The following is a 19,711-nucleotide window of genomic DNA, read 5'->3' as shown; positions in this document are numbered from 1 at the left end:
GATTAAACCTAGTTTCATCAGAAATGTCCTCCTAAAAATATCTCATTCTCTAAAACTGATATATTTGACGAGTATAATTTTATCTGCAAATCAAATGGATGTCAACTTGTTCAGCTAAGATCAAATTACCAATGAATAGCGTAATGAAAGGATAGATAAAGAAAATAACCGAAAAAACGGAGTCTTAGGTTAAAAGTATAAGAATTAAATGTTCACGTTAACAATTAAAATGATTTTTCGGTAAGACGAATGAATCGGTGAGATTTTTATTTAGAAATACATACCCAAAAAACGCACTATTTTTTTAACCAATAAAAGGGATCAAATTGCTCAATAACAGAATGCTGGTGTGATAGTAGATGACGGTCATAATTGCATGATATTTCACAATGAGAGCTGGAAAATGGAGAAAAACGATTTCAAAAAAATGTTCACGTGTTCAATATTTTGTGCTAGTATATTAGTTGTCCAGAGGGAAGCGCTTTCTTTAAGGATTTTGAAGTGCATAAATAGGAAACCACTTTTTTATAACTTAGGAGGTTAAATTGATGAGCGAAGCGACAACGCATGGAGAAGCGAAGGTTGAAAAACCTGAAGTACTTAACGACTCCTCTAAACAAATTCCAGCCCGTGAAAAAATTGCCTATGGTTTTGGCGACTTTGGTAATGGGTTTATGTTCGACCTTGGTCAAGCCTACCTGACAAAATTTTGGATTGATGCTGTCGGAATTGGTGCTGGGCCAGTGGCAGGTATTTTCGCCTTCACCAAAATTTTTGATGCATTCATGGATCCAATTGCGGGATCTGTTATTGATAATCGAAAACGGATAGGCAAACAAGGGAAATTCCGCCCTATTATGATGATTTCCGCCATTATTCTTGGAATTATGACCGTGGTCACCTTCACCATGCCGATGGGTTTATCAATGACACAGAAGATTATTTATGCGTATGCCGTCTATATGATTTGGGGGCTGGTTTACTCATTTACTAATGACCCATACGGATCGCTAGCATCTGTCATGTCCAGAAACTCGCAAGATAGAAGCTTTATGGCAACAACTCGTCAGATTGGGTCCGTTGGAGCACAGTTTATTGCAGGGGTCGCATTTATCCCATTAATGACAATGTTTGCCGGTGCCACAGGGAAGCAGGCTCATGGTTATTTCTTGGCTAGCGCAATTTTTGCCATCATTGGGGTTGCGATGTTTGCTGTCTGCTACTTCGGCACACGTGAGAATGTCAAGGTTAATCGTAACAATGCCCACAAGGAAGGTTTTAAAGACTATTTCCGAGTGATTTTCAAAAATGGGCCACTGGGTGCTTTGATTTTGATGACACTGTTTACAATATCTGCGATGAATACGAATAATCAGATGATGGTGTTCTACGCCGAATATAACTTGGGTAATATTGGCCTCCAACCGATTATTAACGCAATTATGATGGGATGCTCAATCTTAGGGGTTTTCATGATTCCGTTCTTAACAAAGCGGTTTGGTCAAAAGCCAACGGCGATGGTTAGCTTCGTAGTCGGAGCAATTGCTAATATTGCTAACTTCTTTTTACCGTCGAACGTTATCGTATTTATTGTGTTGGTTACAATTGGTTACACTGCCTTGGCTATCCCAAATGGGATCACGTGGGCGATGGTTTCAAACGCTATCGACTATGGTGAATGGCGGTCTGGAGTTAGAAAAGAAGCTATTACGTACGCGGCTTTTAATTTCTCAAGAAAGATTGCCCAGTCCCTTGCTGCTCTTGTCAGTGCCGGAATCTTAGCCTTAACGGGTTATGTTGCTAACGCCCAACAGCACGAAGGTGCGTTGAGAGGTATCAAAGCTGCGATGACCTTGTATCCAGGTGTTTGCTTGGCACTCGCTGCGGTTGTTGTTGGTGTTTTCTACAAATTGGATGATGATCGTTTTGGAAAGATTGTTAACGATTTGGATCATGGTCGTTGGGAAAACGGTAAGATTGGCGAATAGTCAGTATTGTAATCAGATTTAAATTTTAGGAGGAATTAATAATGGATTTACAAAAGTTGTTGAAGGATGTTAAAGAAATTCTGTCAATTGAAGATGGTGACTATTCAAAGTTAACGGATAAGGAAGTCTACGCACCTTCTATTCAAGTTGATCGACGAAACGTATACTTTGTTACCCATCAAAAAAACAGTGAAGGCATTACCGAAAAGCACCTAGTAGTTTATGAAAATCGGCTAACAGCTAAGGATTTTGATGCAACAGAAGTATTAAAGGATGATGACTCAACCTTAATTGTTGGCGAACTTAACGAAACCAATAACAATGCTTTAGCCACTCGCTTCCAATGGATTCGACCAGCATCACGGCGCAATTATAAATACACGTTTGGTCTCGGTGATCGGTTAGGCAATGCTTCGAATGCCCATTTACGGTTATTTAAAGGGCGTGGTATTATGCCAGTTCTTGCACAACAATCAATCCGTGAGTTGATGTTGATGCACCGGACCAATACCGATGTTTTCCAATCTGCCTCATGGGCCGTGTTTGAAGAAGGTTTCACTTACGGATGGGGTGCCGATGGTGATCACGTCAAGACGCCTTACGAAGTCGATTATGCCGTTAAAATTGGATGCTCAATGATTACTTTGGATTGTACAGAAGAAATCCATAATGATGTTGTTAATTTGGATGAATCCGAACTTGACAAACGATTTAACTCGTTAGATCCAGATCAAATCAAGTACTTTAACGATGCATATTTGGATAAAGATTTTGAAGTTGCTGATGGTGTAACCGTCCACTTTACAAAGAAAGATCTCGAAGAATCTGTCTTGACCTTCTACGATGCCATTCTGTTTGCCGAAGGTATCTATACTAAGTTTGTTGTGCCATATAATTTGGACTTTGAAATTTCGATGGATGAAACACCATATCAAACGACCCCTGAAAATCACTTTTTCTTCGCTAGCGAACTGAACAAACAAGGTGTGACTCCTGTAACGATGGCACCTCGTTTTTATGGCGAATTTCAAAAAGCAATTGATTATATTGGCGATACTGAACGTTTTGAACGAGAATACGTGGTTCATGAATCCATTGCAGAGCACTTTGGTTACAAATTAAGCATTCACTCTGGCTCAGATAAGTTATCTGTTTACGAAATTATTGGACGACTTTCTAAAAAACACGGCTGGCACGTTAAAACAGCTGGTACTAACTGGTTGGAAGCGCTTCGCGTTATTGCTCATAAAGATCCTGACTTCATGCTTGAACTGTATAAGTTTGCTTACGATAACTTGGATGATGTCAAAGATTTCTATGTATTCAACGCCCAGACTAATGGAACTGCGCCCAAACCAGCTGATATGAACAAGAGTAACGTGATGGATCTTCTCGACAATGACGATGCTCGGCAGGTCCTTCACACGATGTATGGGTCAATCATGAACTTAAAGCACAACTTCCACTATGTATATCGTGACAAGTTCTGGAACACGCTTCTTAAGAATCAAGATTTGTACGACGCTTATTTAAACATTCATATTGCCGAACATTTGGATCTGTTACAAGGGGTTGTTAAGACTCGTGCTGAGGCGCTTGAAAAATACGAACCTAAAGAAGATATTTCAAAGAAGTTCTAGTATAAATTTTTAGGAGGATTATCATGGCATTACTTGATAAAGATTTTTTATTAGAAAACGAAATGGGTAAGCAGCTTTTCAATGATTACGCAAAAAACATGCCAATTATTGATTTTCACTGTCATTTAAATCCTGAAGAAATTTATGAGAACAAAAATTATCCGAATATCACTCGTATTTGGTTAAATGAAGGAACATATGGTGATCACTACAAGTGGCGGTTAATGCGGGCAAATGGTGTGCCTGAGGAGCTCATCACTGGTGATGGTGATGAATACGAAAAGTTTCTAGCATGGGCAGATACGATTGAACATTCTTTAGGCAATCCTTTGTATGAATGGACACACTTGGAACTTAAGCGATTTTTCCACATTGATGACGTCTTTAGTAAGGAAACGGCACCAAAAATTTGGGAAAAAGCAAACGAACTTTTACAAACGGATGCTTTTAAGCCCCGTAATTTGATCAAAAACATGAATGTTAAGGCTGTCTGCACGACTGACGACCCAGCATCTGACCTTCATTATCATAAGCTGTTAAAAGAAGATGAGGCCAATAATGGTTTTAAAACACTACCTGCGATGCGCCCAGATAAGCTGATTCAAATTGACAGAGATGGGTTCAATGACTACCTTAATGAACTTAGCGATGTTTCGGGTGTCGGAATTAATTCCTTTGATGATATTATCAAGGCCTTAGAACAACGGTTTGAATTCTTCAATGAAATGGGTGGTCGTTTGTCGGATCATTCGTTGCTTACTTATCATTTTGTTGAGGCTACTACAGAAGAACTCAATGAAATTGTTAAGAAAGGGCGTTCAAATGAGGATTTGTCGCCACGCGAGATTGATCAATATCTGACAATGCTGTTAGAGCACTTGATGACGTTGAACAACAAGTTTAATTGGACAATGCAGTTTCACATCAACTCGATTCGGGATTTGAACCGACCAATGTTCAAAAAAATTGGACCTGATACTGGATATGATGCTATTGGGACACAGCCTGATATCGTGGCTAACATTCAGAAACTGTACACGAAGATGCAGGATACAAATGATATTCCAAAGTCGATTTTCTATTCGTTGAATCCGAATGACTGGATGCAATTAGCCACTATGATGGGTTGTTTCCAAGAACGTGGCAAACAACGATTACAATTGGGAGCCGGCTGGTGGTTCAATGATACCGCTGAAGGCATGAACGAACAGTTACGAGTATTCGCACAACAAAGTTTGTTACCAAATTTTGTCGGAATGCTGACGGATTCACGTAGTTTCTTATCTTATCCCCGTCACGAATATTTCCGTAGGGTCTTGTGTAACTTTTATGGTCACCTTGCTGAGACCGGCAGAGTACCCGATGATGAGAAACTACTGGGTAAAATTATTCAAGATATTTCATTCAATAATGCTGAGAATTACTTTGGCTTCTTTGATTAGTGAATTCTGAATAGCGTGCAAATTTAGATAACAGTCTACTTAGGGATTTTAGTCCTTAGGTGGACTGTTTTGGTTTATACTAATGATATTCTTCAAGAAACTGGCCATTATAAAACAGAGAAACATAATTGTAGGGACAAACCTTTTTAGTTAAAAACACCACTATCATTGTTGAGAGTAATATAATGTTGTGTATGGATCATAAGAGAACTGATATCGGGGGTAAGTGCCTGTTTTGGAAAATGCAACAATAATGACGATTGCAAAGCTTGCTAAAGTGTCTCATACTACGGTTTCTCGTGCGTTAAACGGGAGTAACCTGGTTAAAGAGGAAACACGAGAAAAGATTAGAGCAATTGCAAAGGAAATTGGCTACACGCCTAATATAAGCGCACGAGGTTTAGTCAATCGTAAGACTTTTCTGATTGGTGTGTTTTTCTCTGAAATGGAGTCCGGAACCTCTCCCAGTTTTTTAGTAGACGTTTTAAATCAAGCGCGCGAGGCTTTGCCGACAGGATACATCGTATCTGTAGATAGTATTGGCAATTACAAAGGTAACGCATTGCCGGTAGGAAGGTATGATGGCGTCGTGATTATCAGTCAGGCTGAGTCCGACGACGTTTTTATTGATCAAGTTCGCGACCAACACATTCCAATGGTTGTTTTAAATCGTCAGTTAAGCCGTGAAGACATTGTCAACTATGCAACCGATGATTACCTTGGTGCACAATTATTAATCCAATATGCGGCTCGGATGGGGCATGAACGTATTGGGATATTGGAGGGTCATCCGAAGTTTAGTTCAACTAAAGAACGGTGGCGTGGCTACGTTGATAGCCTTAATAAAGCTGGATTACAGTTCAATGATCAATGGGTCAAGGTGGGAGATTATTTACCTAAGAGTGGGTACGATAAAATGAAGGAGTTATTGTCTGGAAGCGCCGTACCCAGTTGCGTTTTTGTCACTAACGATGACATGGCAGTTGGTGCAATAAGGGCCTGTGAGGACCTGGGATTTAGGGTACCAGATGATATCTCGATTTTGGGATTTGATGATACGGAATATTCAAAATACCTTGTGCCACGGTTAACAACGATAAAAAAGCCAACGCATGCGTTGGTACGTAAGGGAATAGTAGCACTCACTAACCTTCTTTCCGCTAAAAATGTGACTAATAGAACTGAAACTTTACGTCCAAGCCTTGTTATACGGGAGTCTGTGGCAAATGTGAGAAATGAAACAAATTGATTCTTTTTCATGAAAACGATTTTATTTTTGAAAAACGTTGATTTATTTTCATGAGGTGCTAGTATACTAGTTGAGCGATCAGAGAAGCGAGTTTAACTAGGAGGCTTATACACATGGAAAATACATTTGCATCAAATCAATCAGTTTCATTTACTAAAAGTAGTGTTAAGAAGAGTGGTAATCATAGTGCTGCTATCATTGCGACAGCATTGACGAGCATTACTATTTTAGGTAGCTTGGTAGCCGGAATTAGCGTTAGTTCGAGTCATGCTAATGCCTTTAATGATGCTTATACGGCGGTAACCACATCTGTTACCAAGACCAAATAATTATAAAACTGATATATAACGGATTTTCAAACGGCGGTGCAACTTAGTATCGTCGTTTTTTTGTAAGCAACTTGACATCGCCCCCAATAACTCGTACTATTATGGCATTGGAATGAGAAATACATTAATAAAAAAGTTACGATGATGAGATGAGTAACTGGACAATGCCTTTAAGAGAGCTCGTGGTTGGTGTGAATGAGTAGTGCGGCGTAGGTGAAGATGGTCTCGGAGTAATATGGCGCTGAGCTGATTTGCGAAGTGGCATTGCGTGGTCGTCATTATCTGACCGGAGTATTGATGTTTAGTACTCTCTGAGCTAGTTTGGCGTGAGCTGACTAGAAATTAAGGTGGCACCGCGAGCGAATCGTCCTTGGATTATATCCAGGGACTTTTTTATTTTCAAAATTTTGGGAGGAATTATCATGACTATTCAGACTCAGACTAAGTTTCCAAACCGGTTCGATATCGTTGGGAGCTTCTTGCGACCAGATCGGTTAAAACAAGCAAATGCCGATTTTTCTGCTCATAAAATTTCGAAAGATGATCTATTGCAAGTGCAACACGAGGAAATTAAGAGAATTGTTGATAAGCAAGTTGCTTTAGGGTTAAAGGACGTCACCGATGGTGAATTTAACCGAAGCTGGTGGCACTTGGACTTCTTGGCTGGATTGAAGGGCGCCCATTTTTTTGAACCTGATCACGGTTTTATCTTCAATGGTCAGGAAACGCGTAAGGGTGGGATTGAAATCACTGAAAAAGTGACATTTAATCCGGATCACCCGTTCTTTGACGGCTTTAAGTATCTCCAAAGTATCGTGCCGGATGGCATCACGCCTAAGCAGACGATTCCTAGCCCATCAGTCTTGTTCCCAAATGAAGATGCTGAAATTTACGACAAGTATTACAACCATGATTTTGAAGCCTTTCTAGCGGATGAAATTACCGCCTATCAAAACACGGTGCAGCGATTCTACGACCTCGGTTGCCGTTATTTACAACTCGACGATACGTCATGGGGGATGTGGGCTAGCTTCTCTGATAAAGTAATTAATCCAGACTTGAAGCCATTGTGTGAGGCGGCCGTTAAAGCGATTAACGCAATCGTGGACAATAAGCCAGATGACTTGACCATCACGATGCACGTTTGTCGTGGTAATTATGATTCTAACTGGGCCGGTGCAGGGGCCTACGATCCGGTGGCTGATTACTTGGCTCAGTTACACATTGATGGGTACTTTTTGGAATATGATGACGAGCGATCAGGTGGCTTTGAACCACTTGCTAAGATTGCTGCAAACGGTCGTAACCAACGCATCGTCTTGGGGTTGGTCACGACTAAGAAACCTGATTTAGAAGCACCTGAATTACTAAAAAAACGAATTGCACTTGCCAGCCAATACGTGCCGTTGGCTAGCCTTTGTCTGTCACCACAGTGTGGTTTTGCCTCAACTGAGGAGGGTAATCACTTGACTGAAGACGATCAATGGGCCAAATTAAAGCTGGTCATTGATACTGCGAAGAGTGTTTGGCCAGAATAGAATCCGGAAACCACGTTTGGAGGGGTTAACTTTGAAGGGAATCAGAAGCGTCTTACTCAGCTTAGCAACCGTCGCATTAGTTGTCGTCTTGGCGGCGTGCGGCAGTAGTAATTCAAGCAGCAAGAACACTTATCAGTCGGAGCTCCAGAATAGCAAGCAACTAACCGTTGGTCTCGAAGGCACCTATCCGCCGTTTTCATACCGTCAAAATGGGAAATTAACCGGTTTTGAAGTGGATTTAGGCCGTGCTGTGGCTAAAAAGTTAAACTTGAAAGCCAACTTTGTCCCAACTAAGTGGGACGGGCTCGTGGCCGGTCTTGGGAGTGGCAAGTTTGATGTGATTATTAATAACCTGACGCAAACCCCAGAACGGCGTAAACAATATGCCTTCTCGACGCCGTATGTTTTCTCAAAGTACGCCTTGATTACCCGGTCATCTGACAATAACATTAAGTCACTCAAGGATATAAAGGGTAAGAAGTTTGCGGAAGGCACTGGGACTGACAACGAAGTGATTGCCAAGCAGAATGGGGCCACGATTTTACCATCGGGCCAGTTTTCAACTTCCTTAGACCTTGTGAAGCAGGGCCGCGCAGATGGCACCCTAAATGCGGAACCAGCACTGTTGACCTATAAGAAGGACAACTCAATTAAGGGATTGAAATACCGGATCTTGCCAAGCTCAGAACAGAAACCAGCCGAAATTTCAGCGATGTTCAATAAAAAATCACCGAAGCTCCGGGCTAAGTTCAATACGGCTATCAATGACCTTCGCAAAGATGGGACGTTGAAGAAACTGTCGGTGAAGTATTTTGGGCAGGATATTACGACGAACTAACGAGTTAATCTTGAATTGCAAGAGGCCATCAACTTTAAAACGGTTGATGGCCTTTTTTTCGGATTGAATTTATCATTCAAAATACGTTGTTAGCACCCGCTCGTATATAGTGACAAATGCTTCGAAAATATCAAGATCCACATATTCGTCCACCTGATGGGCGGTCATGTTTCCCGGGCCGAAAACGACGACGGTTGTGTCTGGGTTCGCTTTAGTTAGTTCAGAAGCGTCGGTACCAGCGGCTGAACCACCGGTGGGAATAGTCTGGTGAAGTTCCTGTTGCGCGATACCTTGAAGTAGCTGAATGAATCGGTCCTGAGGGTCACTTTCCACAGGCCGTTTATCACCTAGAACTTGCAGGGTGAGATGCGCCGATTGGTTGCGGTTTTGATCAGCAATCAGGGCATTAAGTCGATCTAGAATCCAGCTGTTAGGCACCTCTGGGATAGTTCGAACTTTCTCATATAACGTGGCCTCATCAGGGACCGAGTTAAGCTGTTGGCCACCGCTGAATTTAGTGGTAACAGCGACCGTCTTCCCCAGCACAGGGTTTTTGGCCGTTAACGAGTCAAAAAAGGTGCGTTGGTTTTGGGAGTAAGCAATCAACGCGTCGATGGCGTTAATGCCTAACTCGGGGGTTGAGCTGTGAGCTGATAGGCCCTTGGCCGTCACCGCAAAGGTAATAGAGCCTTTATGAGCAAAATTCAAGACGAATTGTTCAGTTGAATGATTGGCTGCTACTAAGGCTGGTAGAACGGTTTTAGAAAAGCGTAACGGATTTTTAATTGGCGATTGAGTCAGCCAGTTGATTGGAACACTACTGGGTTCTGCCACAATCATGGCCGTCACGTTCTTCATGTAGCCGTGTTGGGCAAAATATTGGGCACCCTGCATGTGATTGATAGGGCTAGATTCTTCACCGATAGTTGCCAGCAAACGGACATGGCCAGTGAAGCTCGGATCATGAGCTAGGTCAATCATTGTAATAATAGCGGCTGCTAAACCACTTTTCATATCACTGGCGCCGCGGCCATAGAGTCGATGTTTAACCTGTTCAGCACCAAGTGGTAGGTGATGCCACTTTCGCAGGTCACCTAGCGCAACTACGTCTTGATGACCTTCCAAAACAACGATGGGACCGTGATCTGGTCCGATATCGGCGACAACGTTGAATCGGTTTGGTTCGACTTCAAGAAGTTGATGGTGGATATGATGAGCAGTCAAATAATCATCCAGAAAGTTTGCGGTTTGCAGTTCGTTGCCGCCGACCGTGTCGAGTTGAACGAGTTTGGTGAGTAAAGCAATTGAATTAGTTGGCGTCACAACCATGACTTCCTTTCGTTAAGTCGTATTGCGGTTCTATTGAGAAGCATAGATTTATAGCAGCAGTGAGCCTACCACGGTAGTTTAAGTAACAAGAAACCGGTTTATGTATCATGAGGGCAATTAATAACATGCTGAACTCGATAGACTATTGACACTAAGGTTAAAATGAGTAATGTATTAAAATATAATGAGAACAAGCTTTACTTAGTATAGGTCCGGTCTAGGGAGAGTTCAAGGTTGAATTTAAGCTTTCAATGGTTTAAATAAATAAGTTACATCAAACAGGAGAGGGAAGTGAACGCGACAATGAATGATTCAGCAACAGATTCATCTTTATCAGCTAAAATGACAACGCTCTTTAAAAGCTTGCATCGGCACCCGGAATTAGCTGACCAAGAAGTTTGGACGACCCAGCAGATTGAAGCACACTTAACAGCTCTGGGAATTCCTATCAAGGACTATGAATTGAAAACAGGGGTTGTGGCCGAAATTACGGGATCATTTTCAGGTCCAACTATCGCATTGCGAGCTGATATTGATGCGTTACCCCTCCAAGAAGAAACAACCTTGGATTATAAATCGGAAATTGATGGTGTGGCGCATGCCTGCGGGCATGATTTTCACACTGCCGCACTGTTAGGGGCTGCTGAAGTGTTAGCAGCCGAAAGAGGTCAACTTCATGGGACGATTCGGTTGATATTTGAACCCGGAGAAGAACGGCATACTGGTGCTCGTGAACTCATAGCCGCCCATGTTATGGATGGTGTGTCGGCCATCTTTGGCATGCACAATATGCCATGGGTACCAGTGGGGACAGTGGCTTTAAAGTCAGGGAAGTTAATGGCTTCTAATGATAATTTTCAAGTGACGGTCAAAGGGGTTGGGTCGCATGCGGCGATGCCACACACCGGAAAAGATCCCCTGGTTGCCACAGCAGCTATCGTGATGGCGTTACAGACGGTGGTCAGCCGAAACATTGATCCGGTCGATCAGTTGGTTTTAACAGTCGGTCAGATAACGGGGGGCTTTGCGAACAACGTGATTCCGGATGAGGCTTTCTTCAAGGGGACTATCCGGGCTTTTTCTAAGGAGAGTCGCCAACTGGCTAAGGAGCGGTTCTATCAGCTAGTTGAACAAACGGCTGCCGCATATGGGACAACCGCTGAAATTGAATGGGATCAAGGCCCGTCACCAGTTGATAATAATGCTACAGTGACGCAGCTGGTGGCGGATCAAGCGCGCCAGTTCATGACCGTGGTGCCAGCGCCAACTACCAATGCAGACGATGATTTTGCGAGTTTTGAGGAATTAGTGCCTGGGTGCTATGCCTTCATTGGAAGCAAGGGTAACGCAAACTTGCATCATTCGGACTTTATCGCGGATCCAGCGGGGTTAATCTATGCGGCAAAATTGCATGTTGCGGTAGCCCAAGCCTTATTGGCTAAGCTGAATCAAGGGACTTATTTTACGAATTGACGATGTCAGAATAGGAGTTGGCGTAATGAATCAAACAGAAGTGGAACAGTATGCCTTGGCGACCTTACCAAGTCTCTACCAGTATTTAAAATTACCGAGCATTTCGGCTCAAAATCAAGGAATTACGGAAACCGCTGACTGGTTAATCAATCAGTTTTCAAAACTGGGGGCTAAGCGGGTTGAAAAATGGCATGACCAAGGTGGTAACCCTATCGTATTTGCAGAATTTGAGGGTCAAGTTGATAGAACGGTTTTGTTTTATAACCACTACGATGTTCAACCGCCAGAGCCTGTAGCAGAATGGCAAACGGACCCCTTTGAACCAACAGTGCGTGATGGTAAATTGTTTGCTCGAGGAACTTGTGATGATAAGGGCGAGCTGATGTCGCGGTTGACGTTAATTAAGTATTTTCAAGAACATGGTGGCCTACCTGTTAATTTAAAATTTTTCGTGGAAGGTGAAGAAGAGATAGGCAGCCCACACGTGGATCAATCCGTTATTGCGCATGCGACTGACCTAGCAGCCGATGTTTGTATTTGGGAAGGCGGCGGTAAGGACGAGGAAGAAAACTTTCAAGTCACGTGCGGTCTAAAGGGAATCGTTAGTTTCGATTTGCACGTTCAAACAGCGGCGGTTGATCTTCATTCATCTCTGGCAAGCTACGCAGATAATGCAGCGTGGCGCTTAGTTCAAGCACTAGCATCCCTCCGCGGGGCTGATAACCGGGTACGGGTGGCCGGATTCTATGACACCATCGAATCACTGGGTGAGACAGGTCAAAAAGCGGTTGCCCGATTAACCTTTAACGATGCTGAGGTTAAGCGCAACTATGGGTTGCGCCGGCCGTTTGTTTATGCTGACCCGAAGTCCGAATTGATTAATGGGACAACGATGAGCATTAATGGGCTGAGTGCAGGCTATGAAGGTAACGGCGTCAAAACCATTATCCCAAAGGAGGCCCATGCAAAGTTAGACTGTCGATTAGTCCCTGATCAAGAACCAGAAGACATTGTAAAACTGATTAGAAACCAACTTGATCGAAATGGATTTGAAGACGTCAATGTTGAGTTTTTGCTTGGTGAACGGGCCTTTCGAACAGATCTCGATTCACCTTTTGTTCAGCTAAATATGACGATAGCACAGGAAGTGTATGGTAAAGCGCATACTAAATTGGTGCCTAATATGGCTGGTGGTGGCCCAGCTAAACAGTTTGTTGATAGTTTAAACGTTCCCATTGTGATGGTCGGCACCCACTACGCCGGAAGCCATCCCCATTCGCCGAATGAAAATATCCGATTAGCTGATTATGCAAAGGGAACTTATTTTTTAGGACTATTACTAACGCGCTACGCACGATGAACCCTAGCGTTTGACAATCGAAACGGATTTGGTATACTAATAACATTAACAATTGATGAGAAAATGAGAAAGCGTTGAGGAAGACCGTAATTAACAAATTGTCTCTAGCGAGTCTGGATGGTGTAAGCAGACGTCAATAGTTAGTTGAGGATCACTTTTGAGCAGATGGCTGAATGAAGTAGGTTATCTCGGCGACCACCGTTATCTGGATTTTGAGGCATTTTAATGCGAATAAAGGTGGTACCGTGCAAGTCAATGCGCCCTTTAAGATGAGCAATCATTTTAGAGGGCTTTTTTAATCAATTGAGTCATAGGAGGGGTTGGATATGAATAAAAATAGAGTATTAGTTGGTCTCGGAGCGGTTGCGCTGAGTTTAGCGTTGGCAGCTTGTGGGAGCAATAGCGGCAAGAGTGGGGATAAAACGTTGCATGTGACGTTGCAAGATGAACCGATGACTATTGATCCTAACAAGGCCACCGACGTCAATAGTGCTAGCATGTTGCTCCAATCGTACGAGGGTCTTTATACATATGATGCAAATAATAAGCTAAAGCCAGGCGTGGCGACTAAGGTAGTTAAGCCGACCAACCATGGGTTAACTTATACGTTTAATCTGCGTCAAGATGCGAAGTGGTCAAATGGTGATCCAGTGACAGCCCAGGACTTTGTTTATTCGTTCCAGCGGACAGTCGATCCAAAGACTAAGGCGCAGTTTGCTAGCTACTACGCCAACTTTAAGAATTTTGATGCCATTCAAGCAGGTAAAATGGCACCTTCAAAGCTTGGTGTCAAAGCATTAGGAAAATATAAACTGCAAGTGACGCTTGCTAAGCAAATGCCGTGGTTCAACGATATTGCGGCTTCAAAGTACCTCCCGTTAAACGAAAAAGCGGTTAACAAGTATGGCGCTAAGTATGGGACCAGTGCGGACAAAGCGGTTTATAACGGGCCGTATAAGGTTGCTGATTGGACGGGGACGAACAATAGTTGGAACTACGTTAAAAATAACAACTATTGGAACAAGAAAAACGTGAAGATCCAGACGGTCAAAGTCACGGTGACCAAGGACCAAAATACGGCTGTGAACATGTTTAATAGCGGCGACGTTCAGGAAACAACGGTGAATGGTCAATACGTCCGTCAGAATTCCAACAACAAGAATCTCAAAACCCACTTGTTAGGGCGATTGCAATACTTGTATTTCAACAACAAAAAAGCTAAAACCAACAGTGAAAACCTGCGACAAGCGTTGTCGTACGTTACGGATCGTCAGCAACTGACGAGTCAAGTTCTCCAAGATGGGTCTAAGCCCGCTCTAAGTGCGGTTATCCGGGGTGATCAACAAGATCCAGCAACCGGTAAGGATATGGCGACATCGGTCGGTAATCTCTTGCCAACTGATGTGACGAAGGCTAAGCAATACTGGGCGAAGTATTTGAAGGAAACCGGTAAAAAAACCGCGACGTTTAATTTACTGACGGATGACACGGATGAAGATAAAAATGTGGGCCAGTACCTCCAATCAACGATTGAAAAGGAATTAAAGGGTGCCAAAGTGACATTGACGTCGATCCCTCACGCACAGCACGTAGCCCGCGATTTTGCTGGTCAATTTGATTTGAATTTGACCGGATGGACAACTAACTGGTTGGATTCAGCTGATTTCTTGAGTCTGGCTCAAAAGGGCAATACGGTTAACTTCACCAACTGGAGTGATCCGACGTTCAACAAGCTGATGACAACGCAAGCCGGTCAGACTGGCCAAACTCGGTACGATACTCTGGCCAAGGCTGACAAGTATCTGATGAAGGTCAAAGGGTTTGTTCCGTTATATCAACCAGCTGAATCTAAGTTGGTCAGCAGTAAAGTGGGTGGGCTAAACTATTCACTACTCAATGAAGCACAATACCAATACGCTTATTGGAAATAGTGGAGATGGATTAAATGGCAACGAGAACATTTTTTAACGTGAGTTTATTTGATGGCCGCCAGAATGGAATTCGAGAAGGGGCGTGGTTAGCAGTTGATTTAACCTCGGGCCAGCTAGTGGCAATCGGTGGCGGTGTACCGCCAGCCGAGAGTGACGAGTTAGTTGACATGCACGACCAATACGTCATGCCAGGATTTCTTAACGTTCATACGCATATCGCGGGTGACCCGCGGGCTTTCGATGGTATTTTTGGTTCCAGCGAGGCGGAATCGGCCGTTTTTGCTTATCAAAATCTGCGAGAATTACTGCAATCAGGCGTCACTTTTGCTCGCGGACTTGGTACCAGTTTTGATGTTGATTTAAAGCTGAAAAAGATGATGCGGACTGGTGTTATGACCCAAATTCCGCATTTTCAGCCGTCGGGAAAGGCCTTCGTCATGACGGGAGGTCACGGTGACCACGCCAATGGTGGCAACCGGGTCGATTCGCCTGATGAAATGCGCAAGGGTGTCCGGCAAGCCCTTAAAGTCGGGGCAGAGGTTATTAAAATGATGGCAACAGGGGGCGTGATGTCGCCTGGTGACTTTATGGATGACCCACAGCTAAGCGTTGATGAGATGCACGCAGGTGTGCTAGAAGCACACCACAAAGGGTTCAAGGCAGCTGCTCATGCGGAGGGGAATCCCGGGATTCAAAATGCAATTGATGCCGGGGTAGACTCTATCGAACATGGATTTTACGTGACCGAAAGCGAAGCGCGACAGATGGTGGAACAAGACATTTACCTGACACCGACCCTCGTTGCGGAGTGGGCCATTCCGGAATTTGGTCAGGGCGTTTTACCCGATTGGGAAGTGAAAAAAGCAGCTGATGCTTTAGAGGATACCTACGTTAATTTGCGAAAAGCATACGAAATTGGTGTGAAATTTACGTGCGGGACAGATGCCGGGACCCCTTTTAACGGCTTCGATCGCACCCCAGAGGAATTTGAATTGCTAACAAAAGTTGGCATGACGCCGTTTGAAGCCTATACATGTTCCAGTCTCAACGCTGCTGAGTTGTGCGGCGTTGCGGATCGGTACGGGACACTAGAGGTTGGCAAGCAGGCTGATTTTCAGGTGCTTTCCGCGGATCCGCTGGCCGATGTTAAGGCGGTTCAACAACGGGACAAAGCGGTGTACTTGGGCGGTGAACGCCAGTTTTAAGAACCATCATTAATGGAAGTTCGGATCTTATCGACAAGATCCGAACTTTTTTAATCCAACCGTTATTGTATGTAGTCAGAGTTGGCGAATATAACGAGAGAGTGCGCAATAAGACTATTAGAAATAAAAGTCATGGAATTCAATCTTTTTCTAAAATTTTTAAGGGTTAATCATGTACATAGTTGTCTAATCTTGCCTGAGCGATTGTATCGTTGGGGCGATTCTGTTAAATTCAGAAGTGAGAGTGGTAGGACTCGGGCCCGGGATCGATTATTTTGAAACCGCTTTATCAGTGCGCTGAACTAAATTTTTGGAGGAACATCTTGTCATGAAAAAGAAACTATTTTACTTTATTTTTTCGATGTTAGTTGTTCTCGGATTAGGATCAACTGCGGCAGTTGCGACTGAAACCCCGAGCGCTAGTAATAGTAGTGCCACAAGTGTTAAAACAGTAGATTACTTGGCGGCTTTGAATAAGGGTGCCAACAACATTAACGGTTCCGATGTTGGTGACGTTTGGCAAGCCCTGGCGTTGAAAACAAGTCCGATTGGATTATCTCAATACCAGAAAAGTGTGACTAAAGAAATATTAATAAAATCGGCCAGCACAGACTTATCAGGGACAGAGTTGGAAAAAGCGATTATTGGGGTTGCTTTGATTGGCGACGATCCCACGAATTTTCAAGGTCAAAACCTGATTAAAAAGTTGACGGACGAGATGAATACGACGAGCAAAGTTTCACTGTTTCCAGAGATATATGCCATTATTGCGTTGAGTACGAATGATTATGGAGAGGCTAGTGACAAAACAAAAGCTGCTTTAGTTAGCGATTTGCTAAGTCAACAAAACTCAAAGGGCGTTTGGAATTCAACTGATTCGACAGGAATGGTTTTACAGGCCTTAGCCATGAATAAGACGTTACCTAACGTGCAAACAGCGATAGATAAGGCCATTGATGGCGTTAAGAAGAACTGCTACGATCCCGCTACGGGTGATTTTATTGATCCCACAAGTTCCTTTTCTAAAGTGGCAAATTCTAGTAGTGATGCCATGCTAATTACAGGATTGGCAGCTTGTGGTGCGGATGTCGGAGTGGGATTGACCTCGGGAGGTGTTTCGCCTATCGCGGCCTTGGTTGGTTATCAGAAAAGTACGGGCGAGTTCAAATGGCAAATGGATCAAGATGGTGCCATAGCAATGTCGACGGAGCAAGCCGTTTACGCATTAGATCAGTACGATTACTTTAAAAACAACAAAGGTTCGATATTTAACTTTAAAAAAGCTAGTGTAACGCCTGTAACACCACCAGAGGATAATTCTAATAAAGGTGGGGAATCAAATCCGATTGTGATTGTGGTTCCTCAGGCCAACTCCCAGACAACGCCATCTTCGCCAGCAACAACAACGACAGTGGTCACTCGGACGGTGGTTTCAAAAACGCAAAAAAACAATTCAAAACCTAGTGCTAAAAAGAATCTGAAGCTAGGCAAGAAGACGCCTGTCAAAGTCATTAAGAATCAAAAGATTAAAACCCGAATTGGTAAATTAAAGGCTGGAAGTTATATTTATCGAAATAGTCGGTTGTCTTACGCTGCGCATTACACTAAAAACTATCGCGGTGCGAAGTATGTGACTCGACGTATGATGGTTAGGACTAGAACGGGTAAGAAGGCAGTCTTCTACTACGTTCATAACCACTATGTATCTGGCTGGGTCAGAAGTCGGTATGTCAATTTTGTGAAGTAAGTCATCGTGCTGAGAGAATAGTATTCTCTTGGCACTTTTGAGCTAGATACTGACAAAAAAAGATCATTTTTGAATGATAGAATAGCTTGGGAGGAGTGATGATATGAAAATCTACACGCGACATGGTGATAAAGGTAACACTCAGTTAATTGGATCATCGATGGTCTCAAAAGATGATAACCGTGTTGAAGCATACGGAACAGTGGATGAATTAAATTCGTGGATTGGCTATACGCGGTCAGTTCTGGGTTCTCAATTAGCAACGCTGGATTCAGAACTGGAAGAAATTCAGCAACTTTTGTTTGATATTGGGCGTGATCTCGCAACGCTGAGTGACGATAAGAAGCACGACTATTTCTTTACGGATGCTATTTGCAAAAAACAGACGCAGTGGTTGGAAGACGCCATCGACCGCTATGTTGAAGCAGCACCGGCAATTGATCGGTTTATTCTCCCAGGTGGAACGCCTCAATCAGCTGCTTTACATGTTGCCCGGACAGTAACCCGAAGGGCTGAAAGACAAATTGTAACGTTGCAAAAGCAATCTGAGATTAATCCCAATACTTTAGTGTTTATAAATCGATTGTCAGATTATTTCTTTGCAGCTGCCAGATTTGCGAATTATACAGCCGGTATTCAAGATGTGACGTATCGAAATGGTAACCCAGTCTTTAAAAAATGATTATCGAGATTCAAAGAAGACACCGAATTAAAATTCAATTCGATGTCTTTTTTAAAGTTTGATACAAGTTACCAAAAGATGTAGGAAGTACGAAATGGTGTGATTTTTAACCAAAATAACGATTCCCATAATGATGTAAGTTACACCCATAATTAAGGTGCCATATTTAGTAAAGAGAGTTGCCAAGCCGGGGAAGAAAGATAGGCAGTATCCAATGATGCCGATGGCAAACATACAAACAATAAAAGTCAAGATAACAACGGGTAGCCATTTAGATGCGATGTTTGAAAAATAGGCCGTAAAGATTCCGATATTATCGCTCCCTGTTGAACCGATAGTTAAAACAGCGACACTGATCATTAGATGGTTTGAGAACTTTGGCGTGAGCATTGAGTTCAGCCACGTCGCCTCAGATTGATGGCTTTTTAGGCTAAGGTAACCAAATACCAGTGGGATTAGACCCAAAAGGCCAATAAGATGTGGCGAAGGGGCGCTGTGAAGAATAAACGCGAATAGGAGACTGATTAACAGTAACACCAAGGAACCGATGAGCTGACCCAAATAGACTTTAACCCAAGATCGATGGTGATTTTGGGTATAGAGTAGGATTAAGACCGTAATAAGATCAATCGCGCTGGAAAAATAAACGACAATGCTGAAAAGAATTTCCCGAAACATCATTCAGTGTCCTTTCGTTAATTGTTAGAAAGTAAAACCTATGTATAAAAGAAAGACCGGTCACTTCAGTGTTGACCGGTCTTTCTCGTCCATGTCACGTAGATTGCTTATGGTACCTTCGTAGTTCGTTATGGCGTTAGTTTGTGAAATGGTGGCATGGACTGAGAAATAAACAATCCTAAACCCAGAATTATTTAGCCCTTTACCTGACACTCCGCGATCAACCCGTGGGCTTTCACAGGCTGAAACGCGCTACTCAAGTCAGACCGCCTTGTTTCACAG

At 43.2% G+C, this 19,711-nt stretch carries 15 protein-coding genes and 1 other annotated feature; of the genes, 13 read left to right on the top strand and 2 right to left on the bottom strand.

All coding sequences use genetic code 11. The features are described 5' to 3' along the window. Window positions 1-548: 548 nt before the first annotated feature. The 7 genes from FC96_RS12310 to FC96_RS12280 all read left to right on the top strand — a co-directional run bounded on the left by FC96_RS12310 (window position 549) and on the right by FC96_RS12280 (window position 9,024). Complete coding sequence (locus FC96_RS12310; protein WP_056943218.1) at window positions 549-1,988, top strand: glycoside-pentoside-hexuronide (GPH):cation symporter; 1,440 nt, start codon at window positions 549-551, stop codon at window positions 1,986-1,988. Window positions 1,989-2,029: 41 nt separating this feature from the next. After that, entirely contained in the window at window positions 2,030-3,628 is a 1,599-nt protein-coding gene (locus FC96_RS12305) for a tagaturonate epimerase family protein (RefSeq protein ID WP_056943217.1), read from the top strand. Between the two features lie 23 nt (window positions 3,629-3,651). Then, window positions 3,652-5,070, top strand: coding sequence for a glucuronate isomerase (uxaC, locus tag FC96_RS12300; protein WP_056943216.1), 1,419 nt, complete (start codon window positions 3,652-3,654; stop codon window positions 5,068-5,070). Window positions 5,071-5,305: 235 nt separating this feature from the next. Beyond that, window positions 5,306-6,319 (top strand): LacI family DNA-binding transcriptional regulator, encoded by a 1,014-nt coding sequence (locus FC96_RS12295; protein ID WP_156403239.1) that lies wholly within the window; start codon window positions 5,306-5,308, stop codon window positions 6,317-6,319. A gap of 113 nt (window positions 6,320-6,432) precedes the next feature. Continuing rightward, window positions 6,433-6,648, top strand: a complete 216-nt coding sequence (locus FC96_RS12290; protein WP_055679960.1) for a hypothetical protein — start codon at window positions 6,433-6,435, stop codon at window positions 6,646-6,648. 422 nt (window positions 6,649-7,070) lie between these two features. Further along, a complete protein-coding gene (locus tag FC96_RS12285) occupies window positions 7,071-8,186 on the top strand; it encodes a 5-methyltetrahydropteroyltriglutamate--homocysteine S-methyltransferase (protein ID WP_056943215.1) in 1,116 nt (371 codons plus the stop codon). A gap of 31 nt (window positions 8,187-8,217) precedes the next feature. Then, a complete protein-coding gene (locus FC96_RS12280; RefSeq protein ID WP_082593665.1) occupies window positions 8,218-9,024 on the top strand; it encodes a transporter substrate-binding domain-containing protein in 807 nt (268 codons plus the stop codon). Between the two features lie 72 nt (window positions 9,025-9,096). Here the strand turns inward: FC96_RS12280 and FC96_RS12275 are convergent, their stop codons facing one another. Next, window positions 9,097-10,347 (bottom strand): M20/M25/M40 family metallo-hydrolase, encoded by a 1,251-nt coding sequence (locus FC96_RS12275; RefSeq protein WP_156403238.1) that lies wholly within the window; start codon window positions 10,345-10,347, stop codon window positions 9,097-9,099. 297 nt (window positions 10,348-10,644) lie between these two features. Here FC96_RS12275 and FC96_RS12270 point away from each other — a divergent pair, with 297 nt between their 5' ends. The 6 genes from FC96_RS12270 (at window position 10,645) to FC96_RS12245 (ending at window position 18,751) form a co-directional block, all read left to right on the top strand. Beyond that, entirely contained in the window at window positions 10,645-11,826 is a 1,182-nt protein-coding gene (locus FC96_RS12270; RefSeq protein ID WP_235804766.1) for a M20 metallopeptidase family protein, read from the top strand. Window positions 11,827-11,851: 25 nt separating this feature from the next. Continuing rightward, window positions 11,852-13,186: a M20/M25/M40 family metallo-hydrolase gene (locus tag FC96_RS12265; RefSeq protein ID WP_056943213.1), complete on the top strand. Its 1,335-nt coding sequence runs from the start codon at window positions 11,852-11,854 to the stop codon at window positions 13,184-13,186. Between the two features lie 65 nt (window positions 13,187-13,251). Further along, window positions 13,252-13,454: a binding site (T-box leader), on the top strand. Between the two features lie 58 nt (window positions 13,455-13,512). Beyond that, window positions 13,513-15,117 carry a peptide ABC transporter substrate-binding protein gene (locus FC96_RS12260; RefSeq protein WP_056943212.1) on the top strand — a complete coding sequence of 535 codons (1,605 nt, stop codon included), beginning with the start codon at window positions 13,513-13,515 and terminating at the stop codon, window positions 15,115-15,117. 14 nt (window positions 15,118-15,131) lie between these two features. Then, entirely contained in the window at window positions 15,132-16,322 is a 1,191-nt protein-coding gene (locus FC96_RS12255; RefSeq protein WP_056943211.1) for a metal-dependent hydrolase family protein, read from the top strand. 328 nt (window positions 16,323-16,650) lie between these two features. Continuing rightward, window positions 16,651-18,069: a prenyltransferase/squalene oxidase repeat-containing protein gene (locus FC96_RS12250; protein WP_056943210.1), complete on the top strand. Its 1,419-nt coding sequence runs from the start codon at window positions 16,651-16,653 to the stop codon at window positions 18,067-18,069. Between the two features lie 103 nt (window positions 18,070-18,172). Next, on the top strand, window positions 18,173-18,751 hold the full coding sequence (locus FC96_RS12245) for a cob(I)yrinic acid a,c-diamide adenosyltransferase (protein ID WP_056943209.1): 579 nt from the start codon (window positions 18,173-18,175) through the stop codon (window positions 18,749-18,751). A 51-nt stretch (window positions 18,752-18,802) separates the two neighbouring features. On the opposite strand, the gene FC96_RS12240 is transcribed toward FC96_RS12245, so the two are convergent. Further along, window positions 18,803-19,432 carry a cadmium resistance transporter gene (locus FC96_RS12240; RefSeq protein ID WP_055679953.1) on the bottom strand — a complete coding sequence of 210 codons (630 nt, stop codon included), beginning with the start codon at window positions 19,430-19,432 and terminating at the stop codon, window positions 18,803-18,805. Between the last annotated feature and the right edge of the window lie 279 nt (window positions 19,433-19,711).

This window comes from Secundilactobacillus kimchicus JCM 15530, from assembly GCF_001433995.1.
Classification (GTDB): domain Bacteria; phylum Bacillota; class Bacilli; order Lactobacillales; family Lactobacillaceae; genus Secundilactobacillus; species Secundilactobacillus kimchicus.
This window is presented reverse-complemented; position numbering and strand designations above follow the sequence as displayed.